At 69.8% G+C, this 16,276-nt stretch carries 19 protein-coding genes; 13 read left to right on the top strand and 6 right to left on the bottom strand.

Features of this window, described 5'->3' with window-relative positions:
• The first annotated feature begins 30 nt into the window (after window positions 1-30).
• The 7 genes from IPN03_22430 (at window position 31) to IPN03_22400 (ending at window position 5,002) form a co-directional block, all read left to right on the top strand.
• Entirely contained in the window at window positions 31-510 is a 480-nt protein-coding gene (locus tag IPN03_22430) for a VOC family protein (protein MBK9376400.1), read from the top strand.
• Between the two features lie 208 nt (window positions 511-718).
• A complete protein-coding gene (locus tag IPN03_22425) occupies window positions 719-988 on the top strand; it encodes a hypothetical protein (GenBank protein MBK9376399.1) in 270 nt (89 codons plus the stop codon).
• Window positions 989-1,004: 16 nt separating this feature from the next.
• Window positions 1,005-1,568, top strand: coding sequence for a hypothetical protein (locus tag IPN03_22420; GenBank protein MBK9376398.1), 564 nt, complete (start codon window positions 1,005-1,007; stop codon window positions 1,566-1,568).
• A gap of 35 nt (window positions 1,569-1,603) precedes the next feature.
• The gene (locus tag IPN03_22415; protein ID MBK9376397.1) at window positions 1,604-2,176 is read left to right on the top strand and encodes a dihydrofolate reductase; all 573 of its coding nucleotides are present in this window, start codon (window positions 1,604-1,606) and stop codon (window positions 2,174-2,176) included.
• 18 nt (window positions 2,177-2,194) lie between these two features.
• Complete coding sequence (locus tag IPN03_22410; GenBank protein ID MBK9376396.1) at window positions 2,195-2,968, top strand: SGNH/GDSL hydrolase family protein; 774 nt, start codon at window positions 2,195-2,197, stop codon at window positions 2,966-2,968.
• 76 nt (window positions 2,969-3,044) lie between these two features.
• Window positions 3,045-3,416, top strand: a complete 372-nt coding sequence (locus tag IPN03_22405; protein MBK9376395.1) for a VOC family protein — start codon at window positions 3,045-3,047, stop codon at window positions 3,414-3,416.
• A gap of 26 nt (window positions 3,417-3,442) precedes the next feature.
• Window positions 3,443-5,002 (top strand): beta-lactamase family protein, encoded by a 1,560-nt coding sequence (locus IPN03_22400; protein ID MBK9376394.1) that lies wholly within the window; start codon window positions 3,443-3,445, stop codon window positions 5,000-5,002.
• On the opposite strand, the gene IPN03_22395 is transcribed toward IPN03_22400, so the two are convergent.
• On the bottom strand, window positions 4,898-6,727 hold the full coding sequence (locus IPN03_22395; protein MBK9376393.1) for a peptidase M14: 1,830 nt from the start codon (window positions 6,725-6,727) through the stop codon (window positions 4,898-4,900). The two genes, IPN03_22400 and IPN03_22395, sit on opposite strands and share 105 nt — an antisense overlap.
• A gap of 113 nt (window positions 6,728-6,840) precedes the next feature.
• On the opposite strand from IPN03_22395, the gene IPN03_22390 reads away from it, so the two are divergent.
• The 5 genes from IPN03_22390 to IPN03_22370 all read left to right on the top strand — a co-directional run bounded on the left by IPN03_22390 (window position 6,841) and on the right by IPN03_22370 (window position 10,661).
• Window positions 6,841-7,248 (top strand): hypothetical protein, encoded by a 408-nt coding sequence (locus tag IPN03_22390; protein ID MBK9376392.1) that lies wholly within the window; start codon window positions 6,841-6,843, stop codon window positions 7,246-7,248.
• Window positions 7,249-7,264: 16 nt separating this feature from the next.
• The gene (locus IPN03_22385; GenBank protein ID MBK9376391.1) at window positions 7,265-7,672 is read left to right on the top strand and encodes a TonB C-terminal domain-containing protein; all 408 of its coding nucleotides are present in this window, start codon (window positions 7,265-7,267) and stop codon (window positions 7,670-7,672) included.
• Between the two features lie 134 nt (window positions 7,673-7,806).
• Complete coding sequence (locus IPN03_22380; protein ID MBK9376390.1) at window positions 7,807-9,852, top strand: oligopeptide transporter, OPT family; 2,046 nt, start codon at window positions 7,807-7,809, stop codon at window positions 9,850-9,852.
• 97 nt (window positions 9,853-9,949) lie between these two features.
• A complete protein-coding gene (locus IPN03_22375) occupies window positions 9,950-10,480 on the top strand; it encodes a hypothetical protein (protein ID MBK9376389.1) in 531 nt (176 codons plus the stop codon).
• A complete protein-coding gene (locus tag IPN03_22370) occupies window positions 10,446-10,661 on the top strand; it encodes a hypothetical protein (protein MBK9376388.1) in 216 nt (71 codons plus the stop codon). Before IPN03_22375 ends, IPN03_22370 begins: the two co-directional genes overlap by 35 nt.
• Window positions 10,662-10,697: 36 nt before the next feature.
• Here the strand turns inward: IPN03_22370 and IPN03_22365 are convergent, their stop codons facing one another.
• Window positions 10,698-12,233 carry a VWA domain-containing protein gene (locus IPN03_22365; protein MBK9376387.1) on the bottom strand — a complete coding sequence of 512 codons (1,536 nt, stop codon included), beginning with the start codon at window positions 12,231-12,233 and terminating at the stop codon, window positions 10,698-10,700.
• 249 nt (window positions 12,234-12,482) lie between these two features.
• On the opposite strand from IPN03_22365, the gene IPN03_22360 reads away from it, so the two are divergent.
• Window positions 12,483-13,421, top strand: coding sequence for a CPBP family intramembrane metalloprotease (locus IPN03_22360; protein MBK9376386.1), 939 nt, complete (start codon window positions 12,483-12,485; stop codon window positions 13,419-13,421).
• 131 nt (window positions 13,422-13,552) lie between these two features.
• Here the strand turns inward: IPN03_22360 and kbl are convergent, their stop codons facing one another.
• From kbl to IPN03_22340, 4 genes are all read right to left on the bottom strand, one after another.
• Entirely contained in the window at window positions 13,553-14,737 is a 1,185-nt protein-coding gene (kbl, locus tag IPN03_22355; protein MBK9376385.1) for a glycine C-acetyltransferase, read from the bottom strand.
• A 70-nt stretch (window positions 14,738-14,807) separates the two neighbouring features.
• On the bottom strand, window positions 14,808-15,449 hold the full coding sequence (locus tag IPN03_22350; GenBank protein ID MBK9376384.1) for a VOC family protein: 642 nt from the start codon (window positions 15,447-15,449) through the stop codon (window positions 14,808-14,810).
• A gap of 120 nt (window positions 15,450-15,569) precedes the next feature.
• Complete coding sequence (locus IPN03_22345) at window positions 15,570-16,004, bottom strand: molybdenum cofactor biosynthesis protein MoaE (GenBank protein MBK9376383.1); 435 nt, start codon at window positions 16,002-16,004, stop codon at window positions 15,570-15,572.
• Between the two features lie 2 nt (window positions 16,005-16,006).
• Window positions 16,007-16,261 carry a MoaD/ThiS family protein gene (locus tag IPN03_22340; GenBank protein MBK9376382.1) on the bottom strand — a complete coding sequence of 85 codons (255 nt, stop codon included), beginning with the start codon at window positions 16,259-16,261 and terminating at the stop codon, window positions 16,007-16,009.
• Window positions 16,262-16,276 lie beyond the last annotated feature (15 nt).

The following is a 16,276-nucleotide window of genomic DNA, read 5'->3' as shown; positions in this document are numbered from 1 at the left end:
CGCCCGGACGGCCACGAAAGGGGAACGAATATGGTCTCTAAGAACACCATCTGCCTCTGGTACGACGGTACCGCCCTGGACGCCGCGCGGTTCTATGCCCAGACGTTTCCCGACAGCGCGGTCGGAACGGTCCTTCGCGCGCCGGGAGACTATCCCTCGGGCCAGCAGGGCGATGTGTTGACGGTCGAGTTCACCGTGATCGGCATCCCGTGTCTCGGCCTGAATGGTGGCCCGGCGTTCAAGCACAACGAGGCATTCTCGTTCCAGGTTGCGACGGACGACCAGGCCGAAACCGACCGCTTGTGGGATGCGGTCGTGGGCAACGGCGGCCAGGAGAGTGAATGCGGCTGGTGCAGGGACAAGTGGGGCCTTTCGTGGCAGATCACGCCGCGCGCGCTCGTGGCCGCAATCTCCGATCCCGATCCCGCTGCTGCCAGGCGCGCTTTCGAAGCCATGAGGCGGATGAGAAAGATCGACATCGCGGCGATCGAAGCGGCCCGGCGCGGCTGACGCGCGACAGCGCCCGTTCGCCATCGCCGCGCATCCCCGCGCTCGAGAAGGCCATGAAGCAGGCCGGTGCGGGCCAGCCCCTCAACGGCATCGGCGCCGCGATCCAGCGAACCGCGCCCGCTCCGGGGCCGGCCAGGCGAAGGCAAGGATCACGAACCTGCTGCAGGACTCTCTGGGTGAGAAGCTCACTCCCGGGCGCGAGGTGCTCGTGGATCTCGTGGAGATACCGCCGAACGGCCAGCTCGACCGGCACTGGCATCCTGGCGAGGAGTTTCACGATTACCTGGAGGGTGATCCCGAGATCACCATCAAGGTCCTGACGCGGTACGCAAGTCGTCGCGGGAGAAGGGACCCTGGCGCAGCAGCCGGGCGCGCCTTCGACGCGATGATGCGGGTGAGAGAGCTCGACGCCGCGGCAATCGGGGGTCGGGTGCGGCTGACACCCGCCGTTGCGGCCAGACGGCGGACGTCCCCCTAGGCCGGTGGGAGCTTTGATGACACGAATCGAGAAGCCCGCGAAGGCGCCCACGCGTGCCACCGTCGCCGTCGGTTGTGGTCTCGTGATCCTGACGGTCTCAACGCTCTTCATACCGAAGAACCTGCGCGACGTGGGCATACTCATGAACCGCGGCGATTTCGTGCGGGACGAGTTCGAGGTCGACCATTTCAGCCAAGGCCGCAAGTCGACCAACATCAAAGGTCATGTCGTGTCGACCGGTGAGACCCTCTCCACCTACGACGAAGGGATCATCATCCCGGGCGGGTTGGAGAGGCGGCGAGAGCTGCTGGCGCAGAAGAGGCTGGTGGGTTACAGGTTTCCGGTCTGGTACCTGCCGGCAACGGGGTTCTGGCGTTTCGTCGACAGGATCAACCATTTCCGCGTCCTCTCGCCGGAACAGTTCGAGGAGTCCGACGAATCCAGGGTCGTCTGGCTCGGCGTTGGCGCAGCGTTCTGGCTGACGGGGGCCTTGCTGCTCCGCTCAGGTGTGGTGATCGCGAAGAGAGCGGCGTTGCAGGTCCCCCGCGGGCACCAGACGCGCGGCGAACGCCGGCGATGACGGCATCTTCGGGCCGCAGGCAGGAGGGAATGCCCATGCGAACGTCGGTTTTCGTCGGAACGAGCCTCGACGGCTTCATCGCTCGGCCGGACGGGACCCTCGACTTCCTTTCGGCGGGCGAAGCGGAGCCCGAGCCGTACGGTTTCGAGGAGTTCCTCTCGACGGTCGACGCGCTCGTGATGGGGCGCAACACCTACGACGTCGTTCTGCCGTTCCCGACGTGGCCGTATGGCGCCAAGCCCGTCTTCGTGCTCAGCAGCCGCCCGCTGCCCCCGCCTCCGGACGGCGCGATCGTCGAGGGCATCTCCGGAACGCCGCCCGAGGTGCTTTCAGCGCTCTCTTCCCGCGGGTTCCGGCACGTCTACGTGGACGGCGGCGCCACGATCCAGGCCTTCCTGCGGGCGGGCCTCGTGCAGCGCCTCGTCGTCTCCCGCGTCCCGGTCCTCATCGGCGCGGGAATCCCCCTTTTCGGTGCGCTGGACCGGGACATCCAGCTCCGGCACGTCGCGACGCGCCAGTTCTCGAGCGGTCTCGTCCAGAGCGAGTACGAGGTCGCGCCCCTGGCGCCCGTGGCGGCGGACGGCGTGTGGACCCGCGTCGCGGGCTGACCCCGGCAGCTCTTCAGCATGCGATCCGTCCTGCTCGCCCTTCTCGTCCTCATTGCGGCGGCGCGAGGCTCTTCCGAACCGCAGCAGGGCCGTGACCCGCTCGTTCCGCAGAGTCCTCCGGCCCTCTCCGTCCTGTTCGTCGGCAACAGCCTGACGTTCGTCAACGACGTCCCGGGCCTCGTGCAGAAGCTCGCGGCGTCCTCCACGGTGCAGGCGCGCCTCACGGTGCACTCCGTCACCAGCGGTGGCGCGCGCCTCGAGGACCACTGGCGAAAAGGGGAGGCGGCGCGCGCGCTGCGCAAGCGCAGACCCGACGTCCTCGTCATTCAGGGGCAGAGCACCGAGCCTCTCAACCGGGCGACCGACTTCACGCGTTACGCCAGGCTCCTGAAGGCCGAAGCCGACGCGGTCGGCGCCCGGACGATCCTGCTTCAGACCTGGGCGCGGCCAGCCGGCGACCCGTTCTATACGCGGCCCGCATCCGGTGGGTCGCCCGCGGCCATGCAGGCGCGCCTGAACGAGGCCTACGACTCCCTCGCCCTGAGCCTGAATGTGGACGTGGCCCGGGTCGGCGAGGCGTTCTCGCTCGTTCAGCAGCAGTCACCCGAGATATCCCTTCTCGACGGTTCGCAACATGCGACGCGCGCCGGGTCCTATCTCGCCGCGGCCGTGGTCTTCCGGGCGCTCTATCGCAGCTCGCCCGTAGGTGCGTCCTTCAGCGCGGGCCTTCCGCAAGCCACGGCCAGCACCCTCCAGCGCGCGGCGGACGCCGTACCGCAGGGCATACCGTAGCCCGGTCCCGGCCCGCGCGGGAGTCGGGCCGCCTGGCGCGGTCGGGTAAGCTTTTCCGAACCAAGAGGAGGACCGCATGCAGCTCGGCGTGTTTTCGATCAGCCTGGCCGTCAAGGACATCGAGGCCTCCCCCGCGTTCTACGAGAAGTTCGGGTTCAGCGTCTTCGGCGGGAACGCCGCCCAGCACTGGCTGATCCTGAAGAACGGCGATCACGTGATCGGGCTGTTCCAGGGGATGTTCGAGAAGAACATCCTCACGTTCAATCCCGGGTGGGACAGCAACGCCCAGAGGCTCGACTCCTTCACCGACGTTCGCGAGCTGCAGCGCCAGCTGAAGGCCCAGGGGGTAACGCTCCGGCAGGAGGCGGACGAGAGCACGACGGGGCCGGCGAGCTTCGTCGCAGAGGACCCCGACGGCAACCCGATCCTCTTCGACCAGCACGTCTGAGAGGCCCGCGCGGGCGCGGGAGGAACATGTATCGACCAGGCTCGGGGCTGGCCCTGCGACTCGGCGCGCTGGTCGGCCTGACACTCGTCGCATCGGGACCGCCCGCTCATGCCGCGGATCGCCCGCCGGACGCCACGAAGATGACCGGTTTCGTGGAACGGCAGATGCGGCTGTCGCGTATTCCCGGCCTGGCCCTCTGCGTCGTGCGGGGCGAGCAGGTCGTCTACGAGGCGGCCTTCGGCGAGGGGGGCGCACCGATCACGGTCGAGTCGCCGTTCCTGATCGGGTCCGTCACGAAGACGTTCACGGCCCTCGCGGTCGCGCAGCTGGCCGACGACGGCAGGCTCCGGTTCGACGACCCGGTCGGCGAGCGTCTGCCGGGGTTTGCGGTCGGTGGGGCGGATGCCGGGCGGTCGATCACGCTGCGCCACCTGCTGACGCACACGAGCGGGCTGAAGCAGTGGAGTGGCCACGACAGGCGCGCTCAGCGCGAGGGGCGTTTCGACCACATCACACCGGCCAGGCCTCCGGGAGCCGCGTTCGAGTACTCGAGCCTCAACTACATCGTCCTCGGGAAGGTCGTGGAGGCGGTCTCGGGGATGCCGTACGAGGCGTTCCTGCGGCGCCGCGTCTTCGAGCCGCTGGAGATGACGAGCAGCTTCGCGTATCTCGAGCCCGCAGGCCCGGGCCGGATCGGTCGGGGGCACTGGTATCTCTTCGGGCTGACGATTCCCCGCCGGGAGCCCCTGCCGCCGGGTCCGCTCGTGCCGGCCGGCTATGTGGCCTCGAGCGCGCGGGACCTCGGCAACTACCTCGGGATGCTGCTGGGCGGGGGGAGATTCAGGGGCAGGCAGGTCGTCTCGACGGAGGCGCTCAGGGAGATGCTCACGCCGTGGGACGGCGGAAAGAGCGGCGCGGGGATGGCCTGGGGAATCGGCAGTACCCGGATCGGCCACGCCGGAAACACGGCCACCTTCAGCGCCCGTCTCGCGATGCTGCCCCCGGAGGGTTACGGCATCGCGCTCCTGGCGAACGTGAACAGCGGCCCGTTCGTTCCGGGCACGGCGGCGGTGATGGACGGCGTCGTCCGGATCCTGCGCGGGGAGGACGTCGATTCCGTCCGTCCCGACGAGATCCTGCTCAAGCTCGGCGTGCTCGCCCTCGTCTTCGCCGGCGCGGTCCGAATGCTCCTGGCCTTCCGCCGGTGGTCGGGCCGGGGGTTTCCGCATCGGCTGAAGGCGTCCCGCCGTGCCGCGACGCCCCTCGTCACGGAGGCGGTGGCGGCGGGTCTCGTCCTGCTGGTCCTACCGCGGTGGATCGGCGTGCCCCTGCTCACGATCGGGGAGTACTTCCCCGATCTCGGCATCGCGATCCTCGCCGGCGTCGTGACCGGAGCGGCGGGTGCTCTGATGAGGGCCTTCCTCCTCGCGGAGGCGGCCCCGTCGCAGCGCTCGCCAGATCGAGCTAGACCACCCTCTCCGTCATCGGGGGCGCGTCCCGGCGGCCGCGGGCGGGTCCGCGAGCCCGGCGTCGAGCCGGAAGACCGGCAGGAGCCCGACGGATTCGTCCCAGTAGGGCGTCCGTGAATAGAAGAAGCGGTAGCGCTCGCGCGCGTCTGCGGCGAACTGCGGGTCCGCGAGCTTCGCCTTCCACTCGGCCGCCAGCTTCGGGTCCTTCCTCAGCATCTCCTCGGCGAGGGGATCGAGGACGCGGGCGTCGATGTACTCCTTCATCTCGAGGGCGGAGGAGAGATCGCCCCACGCGAAGAGGGAGTCGGGCCCTTCCGGCTCGAGGAGGTGCATCGCCACCGGGGCGAGAGGGTCGTCGAGCGGGACGTAGAGCGATCCGGCCGGAACCGTCCGGGTCTCGACCGCCTTCGCGATCCGCGCGCTCACCCTCACGCGCCCCTGGTACGGCGCGTTCTCGAGCTTCACCTCGCTCGCCCGGTAGGTGCCGACGGGAAGAGTGCGGGGCGCGTCGAGCCTCGTGAAGCGGATGCCGTGGGCGGCGAGCTTCTCCTCGATGCGCGGCCAGCCGGCCGGCACGAGGTAGGCCGCCGGGCGCGGCGCCGTCGCGGTGGCCTTCGCGTGGCGGTAGACGGGCATCGGGACGCTCATCGGCTTCGTCGGGTCGTAGACGAGGCGCCGCCGTCCCGTGACGGGAGAGACGACCTCGGACCAGGCGAAGCCGGGAAAGTCGATCTTCTCGGGCCGCGAGGTGTCGGTCACGGCGGCGAGGACGAAGGGTGAGCCGACGGGCGACTTTCTTGCGGCCTCGAGAGCGGAAGCGCGCGCCTCCTTCAGCGGCTTCGGGGCGGCACCGACACGGGCGAGGAGGGCCGAGAGGAAGGCTTCGTTCGCGCGCACCCTTTCGCCGTACGGCTTCAGGGCGTGCATCTCGACGAGGACCGAGGGTATCGAGCGCAGCGGCATGTAGCCGGTGCCGTAGCGCGGCTCGGTGGGGCCGAGGTCGATCCCCTTCGCCGGGTCGAGCGGGTCGATCCAGTCGATGTAGGGAGAGGTTTTCCAGCCCGCCTCCTCCACCTCGGCGAGGGCAGGGCGCATGACCGTCTCGAGCCAGGCGCGGAGCGGCTCGGGCGTGGCGGGCTCGCCGCCGTACGAGACGGTGACCGTCGGCTGGGCGTCGGAGCCGTCGGTGACGTGGTTGTCCACGAGGAGGTCCGGGCTCCAGGCGGATACGAGCGAGAGCAGCGCGCGGGTCTCGGGGGCATCGGCCTTCAGGAAGTCCCGGTTGAGGTCGTAGCCCATCGTCGTCGTCCGGAAGCCCATTCCTTCGACGGGCCCGTTCTGGTTCGGGCGGTTCCACTTCGAGACGCGCTCGTGGCCGTCGACGTTGTAGATCGGGACGACGAGAAGCGTCAGCGTGTCGAGGAGGTCGGGACGGTTCCCGAGCGCCATGTCGCGCAGGAGGATCAGGCACGCGTCCTTGCCGTCCGGCTCGCCGGGGTGGATGCCGTTCAGGACGAGGACGACGGGCTTGCCCGACTTCGCGGCCGCTTCCGGGGTGAACGCCCCGTCCTTCGAGGCGACGAGGAGGGGCATGGGCCGTCCCTCGGCGGTCGTCCCGTAGAACGAGAGCGACAGGTACGGCGAGGTCTTCTCCAGCCGCCTCAGGAACGCGATCGTCTCCTCGTAAGACGGCGTCCCGCGGAAGGCGTTCAGCTCGACCTTCGTGTAGTGGTCGGGCGGAATCGGGACCTTCGGCCGTCCCTGGGCGCCGAGCGGCGCCGCGAGGCAGACAGCGAGAGCGGCGGGAATCGCGAGGGTCGCGGCGGGGAAGGTCGGACGCATCCGCGGAGGTTAGCGCGGGGCGAGGGCCGGCGCGCTGCCGGCGCGGCGGAGGTATTCTTCGCTGCCTGGGCCCCTCGGGGCGCCATTCCCCGAAGAAGGAGCACGTGACCGCGATGAAACGCACCCTCGTCGCCCTCGCCGCCGCCCTCGCCCTCATCGCGACCGCCGCCTCCGCCGCCCCGGGGCCCGGAAACACCGCTCCGAGAAAAGGCCCCTCGTGCTGCGCCGAAGCCGAGACGGCCGAGCCGAAGTGCGACCCCGTATCCAAGTCCGCTGTGACCCTCACGGGCACCGTCCTCTGCGAGCACTGCGACCTCCACGTGGCCAGGAGCTGCAACCCAGTCTTCAAGGCCGACGGCCGCGAGGGATACCTGCCGTTCTGCCCGGGCACCAGGGACGTGGACGCGATCAAGTCCGCCGCCGGGAACGGCAAGGTGAAGCTCGAAGTGAAGGGGACGGTCTGCAAGATGAAGGACGGCAAGGAGCTGCTGGTGGTCGCGTCCTTCGCGAAGAAGGGATAGGGCTGGTGGAGCCGTGGTGAGCAAGCCCCGAACCCCTCGCCGATCGGCAGGCCGGCTCCTCGCCGGCGTTCTCCTCGCCAGTGCCTCACTCGCTGCCCTTGCCGCGGGGCAGCCCTCGTTGAACGTCTACTTCCAGTCGACGCTCAAGGACGCGGGCTACCAGAAGCAGGTCTTCCAGAAGGTCGCGGGCCTCTGGAAGGCGCCTTCGACGTTCCCGGCAGTGGGGAAGAAGTGCGTCGTCCAGGCCGTCATCAGCAGGGACGGACGGGTCCAGAACGCGTTCGTCTCGATGGAGTCGGGCGTGAAGGCATGGGACAAGGCCTCGGTCGCGGCGGTCGAGAAGGCGTCGCCGTTCCCGCCCCTCCCCGCTTCGTACCAGCACAAGACCCTCGAAGCCCACTTCCACGTCGCGGTCGTCCCGTAGGCCCGCGCCCCGCCCCCGAAGCCGCTTTGCCGGCGCCGGTAGCCCCGGCTCCCCGTGTAGAATCCTCGTTTGATGCGCCTTCGGCCACTTGACCGTTCATTACGAGAGCAGACCACGAGGGAGGATCTTCCTGAATGAGTGAGAAACCGTTCCAGCCGTTCGTGCCGGCGAGCTCCACGATGTCGGAGTTCACCGTACGGGCGCTCGTCCTCGGGCTTCTGATGGCCGTCATTCTCGGCGCGGCCAACGCCTACCTCGGCCTGAAAGCCGGGATGACGATCGCCGCGACGTACCCGGCCGCCGTCATCGGCATGGCCGTCCTCCGGATCTTCAAGGGCTCCCTCCTGGAGGAGAACTTCGCCCGAACCGTCGGCTCCATCGGCGAGTCGGTCGCGGCGGGCGCCATCTTCACCATCCCGGCGTTCGTCATCCTCGGGATGTGGAAGTTCAACGGGTTCGACATGAAGGAATACGGGGTTGCGACGGCCCTGATGATCCTCGGCGGCTTGCTGGGCATCTTCTTCGTGACGATCCTGAGACGCGTCATGGTCGAGGACAAGGGGCTGCCATTCCCCGAGTCGGTCGCCGCGAGCGAGATCCACAAGGCGGGTCAGCGCGGGGCCGACGCCGCCATCCAGCTCTTCAAGGCGATGGGCGTCGGGGCCGTCATCAAGCTCCTCGGTGACGCGGGCGTCTTCCGCGCCTCGAACGACTTCCACGTCGGCGTCGGCAGGCTCAAGGAGAGCTTCGTGCGGCTCGGCCTCACGAAGGACGCGAACACCATCTCCGCCGGCGGCATCACGACGATCTCGGCCCCGGCCGCCACGCCCGCCTACATGGGCGTCGGCTACATCATCGGACCCGAGCTCGGCGCGCTGAACTTCGCGGGCGGCCTCCTCGCGTGGGGGCTCTTCGTCCCGCTCCTCGTCTTCTTCCTCGGCCCGAACCTCATCGACAAGTACACCGACGCCTCGGGCGTCCAGAACTGGGCCGGCCTCGCGGGCCACCTCTACCGCTACATCGTCCGGCCCATCGCGGTCGGCGGGATGCTCGTCGGCGCCTGCTTCACCCTCTGGAAGATGCGCAAGAACCTCATCTCGGGCATCAAGCGCGGGGTGGCCGACGTGAAGAAGTCGGCGGCGGCGTCCGAGGCGACCGAGCGGACCGAGAAGGACCTCTCCTTCAAGGTCGTCCTGATGGGGATCGCGGCGGTCTTCGTCCTGATGGTCGCCCTCTACTACTTCTTCACCGGCGTCCTCGGCGGCGCGCTGCTGGCGGCGGTCGTCATGCTCGTCACCGGCTTCTTCTTCGCGGCCGTCTCCGGGAACCTCGTCGGGCTCATCGGCTCGTCGAACAACCCGATCTCGGGCCTCACCCTCGCGACGACGATCGTCGCCGCGCTCACGATGGTCATCATCGGCGTCAAGGGCGCCGAGGGCGTCGCGGCGGTCCTCGCCGTGGCCGCGGTCGTCTGCGTCTCCTCCGCCGTCGCGGGCGAGATGCTCCAGGACCTGAAGGTCGGACACATCCTCGGCGGTACCCCGTGGAAGATGCAGGTCGGCGACGTCATCGGCGTCGTCATCGCCGGCGCCGTCATGTTCTTCCCGCTCTACCTCCTCCACACGTCGGACCTCGCCAGCAACCCCGGCATCGGCGGCTTCGGCGGCAAGAACCTCCCGGCCCCGCAGGCGGGCCTCATGGCGGCCCTCTCGCAGGGGATCGTCGGCGGCGAGATGGCCTGGCCGCTCGTCCTCGTCGGGATCGCGATGGGGATCACGCTGATCCTCGTCCGCGTCAAGAGCCCGATGCTCTTCTCGGTCGGCATGTACCTCCCGCTCGAGACGACCTTCGCCATCTTCATCGGCGGCCTCATCCGCGGCTTCGTCGACAAGCTCGCCGGCAAGCGTGACTTCAACGCGGCCCAGAAGGCGCGCGTGGAGAACGCGGGCGTCCTCGCCGCGTCCGGCCTGATCGCGGGCGAGGCCCTCGTCGGCCTCCTCGTCGCGGGCGTCGTGGCCTTCCGCTCGGACAACACGTTCCCGACGATCGCGGCGTTCGCGCCGGTCGCGCCGTGGCTCGCGATCCCGGTCGTTGCCCTCCTCGCGGCGTACCTCATCTACGTCCCGCTCGGCAAGGCAGGCGCGGCCGACGAGCCGGCGCCGCCGACGGCGGTCATGTAGCCCCGGGAATCCCAACGTTCCGGTCGAAGGCCGCGGCGCACGCCGCGGCCTTCGTGTTTCCGGAAGCCGCGATGGTCCGTGCCATGATGACCGGGTCGTGGACGCCGAACGGCTGCTGCAGGTGGTCAAGGGGGCTTGTGACCGCGCAGGGTCGCGGTGGGCCGTCATCGGCGGTATCGCGATGAACGCGTACGGCTACGCGAGGGCAACAGTGGACTTCGACATCGTCGCGGAGGAGCAGCACCGCGCCCACCTCGTCGACGCGCTCGCCGCCGAGGGATTCCGGGTCCTCAACGACGTCGAGGGTTTCACGAATCTCCTCCACGCGGACACGGCGCTCGGGCGGCTCGACGTGATGTGGCTGGAGCGGCAGACGGCCGAGCGCATCCTCGACCGGGCGCGTCCGTTGCGGGACAGCGGCGGCCTGGCGATCATGGTTCCGGCTCCCGAGCACATGGCGGCGATGAAGGTGCGATCGATCCAGTGCCAGCCCACGCGCGTCTTCCGGGACGGCGCCGACCTCCAGCACCTCCTGACCCTCCCGGAGCTCGACCATAATGAGGTGCGTGGCTACTTCGAGAAGGCGGGGCTCAGTGACCTCTACGACAGACTACGCGGTCCGGTGTGAACCGCTCGACCTCGAGTTGCTCCCTTCCGCGACCGGAGCGGCCGCGACGGCCCTCGAACGCCAGCGCCCGGGCGGCCTCCCTTACCGCGAGTACTTCGGCTTTCTGAAGCAGTTCTCGCGAACCGAGGAGCAGCTGCGCGTTCTACCGCTGTCCACCGGGTCCCGCTTCACGCTGGACTGAGACGCTCGCAGAAGGCGGGCCGGTCGCGTCGATCCGCTACTCGTCGACGAGCGACTCCGTGGCGACGGCCGTACGCCCGGAAGCGACGTCGCGGACGGTGGCGACGATGCGATGGGAGCCCGGGCGGGTGCGGACGAGCCCCGTGATGGGCACCTCGCGGCCGGCCGTCTCGGCGAACCTGGCGGCCGGCACGGAGATGGTGTGGCGCTCGGGCGCCAGCTCGGAGCGGCCGCCAGCCTCGTCGACGGCGGCGATGGTGACCTCGACGACGGCGGTCCGAAGGTCGCCGTCGGGGGCGAACGTCAGCTCGCCGGACGGGACGGAGAGCTGCCACTGCGTGACGCGGCGCCGGGAGAAGGCCCCCTCGGGACGCGGCGTCCCGAGGGTGAGGCGGACGCGGAACGCCGAGGCCGGCGGCGGGGAGAGGAGCGCGGACTCGGCGAGATCCCGCGCCGCCTGCCCGTCGCTGCGGGCGCCGACGCTCGACCGCGTCTTCAGCACGACGCCCGGGCGTGTGCAGGAGACGTCGACCTTGACGACCTTCCCTTCGGCGAGGGCCCCGGGCAGGGAGACGCCGACGGAGTACCAGTCGCTCGCGTCGCGCCAGAGCGTCTCGAGACCGACCGAGAACGAGTTGGCCCTCTCGAGGAACGAGCCGCCCGTCGCCTCGGCGAGCGTCGCCATGGCGGGGCGCCGGTTCGAGGTCGAGACCCACGCGCCGGCCTCGCGCCGCTCGCTGAGCTCGACGTCCAGCTCCCCCTCGAACCCCATCGCGTCGACGACGTCGACGGAGACACCGCTCCGGTTCGCGGCGGAGAGGAGATCGTCGAGCTGGCGGCGGAGCGTCGTATCGAACTGGCGCAGCGACGTGACACCGAAGGCGATCTGCGCGAGCGTCTGGCCGGGGGTGCTCTCCCAGCCCGGCGTCACGAGGAGCATCCGGCGGCGCCCTGGCCGGCCGGCGAGGGCGGAGATCGTCCGGGCCAGGTCCGCGAGGCTGGAGCGGCTCCGGACCCGCTCCTGCTCGGAGTAGTTCCTCACGATCGTGGCGCGCAGGTCCGAGGGTGCGCCCCGCCCCGACCGGCCGGTCTGCAGCCGGGCTTCCTGCTCGACCGCGGAGGCGGCAGTGCGGAACTCGCGCTCGCGGGCGAGGCCCTTCGGGAGGATCTCCTCGAGCCGCGAGAGACCGTCGAGGAGCGCCTCGTGCGAGGAGGTGAACGGGACGAGAACGTTCGTGCTCCCGTCGTAGGAGACGATCGAGGCCTCGTCCGTCGGGCCGAGCCGGTCGACGAACGCGCGCAGCCCCTCGATCACAGGACGCCTCTGCCAGGGGAGGAGCCTCGCGTCGTCGAAGTAGAAGAGGAACTGCCGCGGGACGACGGTGGCGTCCCCGGTCTCGGGGGCCGGTCCGGGCGCGCCGGAAACCTGGCTGATCTGAGCGCCGGCGATGCGGGCGAAGAAGTCCACGGAAAGGACGCGCCCGCCGATCCTCACGACGATCTCGTCGCGGCGCAGGTCGGTCACGGAGCGGCCGCCCTGCGTGGCGACGACGTCGAGGTCGAGAACGGTCACGTCGACAGACGCCTGGACGCGGGGCGGGTCTCCGCCCGAGGAGGGGAGCGCCGGCCGTGCCGCCGCGGCGGAGAGCAGGACGAACGCAAGAGCGAACGAGGGAGGGCGGGAAGAGGGGCGCCGGGGGAAGAGGGCAGGATCGCGTCGTATCGACATGGAGAGCTGCAGCGGATTCACGCACGGGATGTGCCACGCGGAGCGTCCTCCGGGAGGGGCGTGAGCGCGTGCCGGGCGTGCGAGACTGGCCGTGTGACCGAGATCGAGCCTGTCGCGCCCGAGACCCCGTCGCCCTCCGAGCCCGTCCCCGCCCGCGCGGACGAAGCCCGCAAGGGGCTGCTCGTCTTCTTCGCCCTCGTCGCGCTCGGGAGCGGCATCTTCCAGGGCCTCCTCCTCCGCTCCCCGAAGCCGATGGAGGCGCACCCGTGGCTCGTGTACGGCCTGATGTGGGTGCCGGGGCTCGCGTCGATCGTCTGCCGGCTCGTCTTGCGGGAGGGGTTCCGGGACGTGTCGTTCCGCGTGGGGGGCCGGGCGGGGTGGAAGTCCATGGGTCTCGCGTGGGTCGGGCCGCTCGTCCTGGGGTCGGTGGCCTACGGTCTCGCCTGGGCGACGGGCCTGGCGCAGTTCGAGATTCCGGCTCTCGCGGAGGCCGGGCTGTCCTCGCTCGCGCCGCCGATGAGGTTCGCGGTCCTCGTCGGCCTGTCGATGACGCTCGTCTCCTTCCTGAGCCTCTTCTCGGCCGCCGGGGAGGAGATCGGCTGGCGCGGCTACCTCCTGACCCGCCTGATCGAGGCCGAGGTCCCGAGGCCGGTCCTCGCCAGCGGTCTCATCTGGGGCGCCTGGCACCTGCCCCTCCTCCTGGGAGGAAAGTACCCCTCGGGTCCGAACCGGCCGCTCGCCGCGGTCGTCCTCGTCTTCACCGCCGCCGGCCTGAGCTTCGTCCTCGCCTGGATGCGCCTTTCGACGGGGAGCGTCTGGCCGGCGATCGTTCTTCACGCGGCCTGGAATGCCGTGATCCAGGGGACGTTCGACGTCTCGACGAGGGAGCCGTCGATCTGGGTCGGCGAGACGGGACTGCTGGTCGCCGCCGCGGCGCTCGCGGTCGCCTGGCTCCTCGCGAGGAAAGCCTACGAGGCCCGCCGGACGCCCGGCGAGGCCCCCTTCGCGACGATTCCCGGCCTCGCGGGTTGAGACCAACGAGGACGGGTGCCAGGCGTGAAATCGTGTATTGTTAAACAATACACGATTTCACGCCTGGCACGGAATGGGGTGCGGGGGGACCGGCCACCGGCCCGAAGGGCCGGGGTCCCCCCGCGAGCGCTTCAGATGACGCCGAACTCCCGGCCGACGGTCTTGAACGCCTCGACGGCCTCGTCGAGGTCGGCGGTCGAGTGGACGGCCGAGATCTGGCACCGCAGGCGCGCGTGGCCCTGGGGGACGACGGGGAAGCCGAAGCCCGAGACGTAGACACCCTTCTCGAAGAGCGCCGCCGACATCGCGAGGGCCTTCGCCGTGTCGCCGACGATGACCGGGACGATCGGGTGGACTCCCTTCGGGATGTTGAATCCAGCGTCGGTCATCTTCGTCCGGAAGTGGGCCGCATTCGCGCGAACCCGCTGCACGGGAGTGGGGTCTTCCATCAGCATCCGGAACGCCTCGAGCGAGGAGGCGGTGACGGCGGGGGGGAGGGCGTTCGAGAAGAGGGTCGTCCTCGAGCGCTGCCGGAGGAGCTCGACGAGGGGGCCCGGGCCGGTCGTGAAGCCGCCCGCGGCCGAGCCCATCGCCTTGCCGAGCGTCGAGGTGAAGACGGCGACCTTCCCGTGGACGCCGGTCTCCTCCGCCGAGCCGCGGCCGGTGGCGCCGAGGACGCCCGTCGCGTGGGAGTCGTCGACGACGAGAAGGGTGTCGTGCCTGGCGCAGAGGTCGACGAGCTCGGGGATCGGACCGACCTCGCCTTCCATGGAGAAGACGCCGTCGGTCATGTAGAGGCGGCGCCGCTGGGCCTGGGAGTCGACGAGCGCCTTCTCCGACGCCGCGAGGTCGCCGTGCGGCAGGACGTAGCGCTTCGCCTTGCAGAGGCGGATGCCGTCGATGATGGATGCGTGGTTGAGGCCGTCCGTGAGGATGGCGTCCTCCTCGCCGAGGAGAGGCTGGAAGAGCCCTTCGTTGGCATTCCAGCAGGACATGTAGAGGATCGTGTCCTCGGTGCCGAAGAAGGCCGAGATCGTCCTCTCGAGCTCCTTGTGGAGCTCCTGCGTCCCGCAGATGAAGCGGACGGAGCCGAGGCCGTTGCCCCAGCGCTCGAGGGCCTTCTTGGCAGCCTCGACGATGCGCGGGTGGTTCGCGAAGCCGAGGTAGTTGTTGGAGGTCAGCATCAAGACCTCGCGGCCGTCGACGCGGACGCGGGCCCCGGTGGGCCCCTCGAGGACGCGCTCCTTCTTGTAGGTGCGAGCTTCCTTGAGGGCCTCGATCTCGGTGCGGCAGTAGTCGATGAGGGCGGTGCTCATGACCGGCCAGAATACCAGCGCCCCGCGGGTGCGGGGCGCTCGGAGTCCGAGGATGGGCCGGGACGAAGGGCTACTTCTTCGCCTTCTTCGGGGCGGGCCTCTTCGGAGCAGGCTTCGCGGCCTTTTTCGGAGTGGGCTTTCCAGCCTTCTTCGGAACGGGCCTTTTCGGAGCGGGCTTCTTCGGAGCAGCCTTCGCCGGGGCGGGCTTCTTCGGGGCGGCCTTGGCCGGGGCCGCCTTGACGGGAGCGGGCTTCGCCGGCGCGGGGGCCTTTCCCTTTTCCCGGGCTCTGAGCAGCGCGATCTTCTCCTTGACCTTCTCGTCGACGTCCGACATGCGGACGTACTCCTCGTCGGGGTGAAGGTCGGAGGAGTGGAAGACGATGATCCTGTAACCGTCCGGGTCGAGGATCTCGGCCGAGCGGCCGGTGAACTCCTCCAGCGGCCCCCGGGTGACCGTCACACCCCTTTCCTTCAGGGCCGTCAGGCAGGCCTCGAGGTCGGCGGTGGACAGGGTCAGGGCTACCTGGTTGCGGGCCGGCACCTCGCCGGGGCGGAGCGGCGTCAGCTTGACGAGGACGGGACCCAGGCCGAACTCGACCCAGTCCTTCTCGAACCCCCCGATTTCGGGCAGGCCGAGCGTTTCCCCGTAGAAGCGGCGAGACCGCGAAAAATCGCTGGCGGCGACATGCACCCGCCGCAGGGCCACGAACATCTCTACCTCCCGAGTGGTGCACCAGCGGCCAGGCCGTGGCCGGATCGCCGCCGGTCTCTCAGACGTTCCCCGGGGAGTGATTCCCCTGACATGCCTCTTTACCAGAAAGTGATTGACTTTTCAACAACTTTCGTGTTTATGCCCCATTCCGCAGGGGTCGACCCAGACGCTCCCGTCGGGACCCCACTCCCTCTTCCAGACCGGCACCCGTGCCTTGATCTCCTCGATTCCGGCCCGGCAGGCGGCGAAGGCCTCCTCCCGGTGCGGGCCCGACGCGGCGACGACCACGGCCACCTCGCCGACCGTCAGCCGGCCGATCCGGTGCCTCATGACGAGCCTGACGGTCGGGAAGCGGGCCGCGAGGTCGGCCTCGATGCGCTCCATCTCCTTCTCCGCCATCGGTTCGTAGGCCTCGTACTCCATTGCCTCGACGGCCCGCCCGTCCGCGTTGTCCCGGACGACGCCGACGAAGAGGGTCAGTCCCCCGTCGCCGTCCCGCCGGGCCTCGGAAAGGAGGACGGCCGGATCGAGGGGGGACCGGGTGACGCGGGCCACGCTCAGCCCCCCGCCACGGGCGGCAGGAAGGCCACCGTGTCGCCGGGACGGACCGGATCGGTATCCCGGGCGAACTGCTCGTTCACGGCGACGAGGATCCGCTTCCCGAGCCGGGTGGCGGAAGGGGACACCAGGAGGAACGCCTCGCGCAGGGCTCCGACCGTCGTCCCGCCAGGGCCGCTCTCGGGCACCTCGAGGACACGTGTATCACCGAGCTCGTCCCTGAGGGACGCGAAAAGGAGAATCTCGACCCGCATGGGCCGGGATCTTAC

The organism is Holophagales bacterium (assembly GCA_016719485.1).
Lineage (GTDB): Bacteria > Acidobacteriota > Thermoanaerobaculia > UBA5066 > UBA5066 > UBA5066.
Note: the sequence above shows the minus strand (reverse complement) of the source record. Positions and strands in the feature narration are given on the sequence as shown.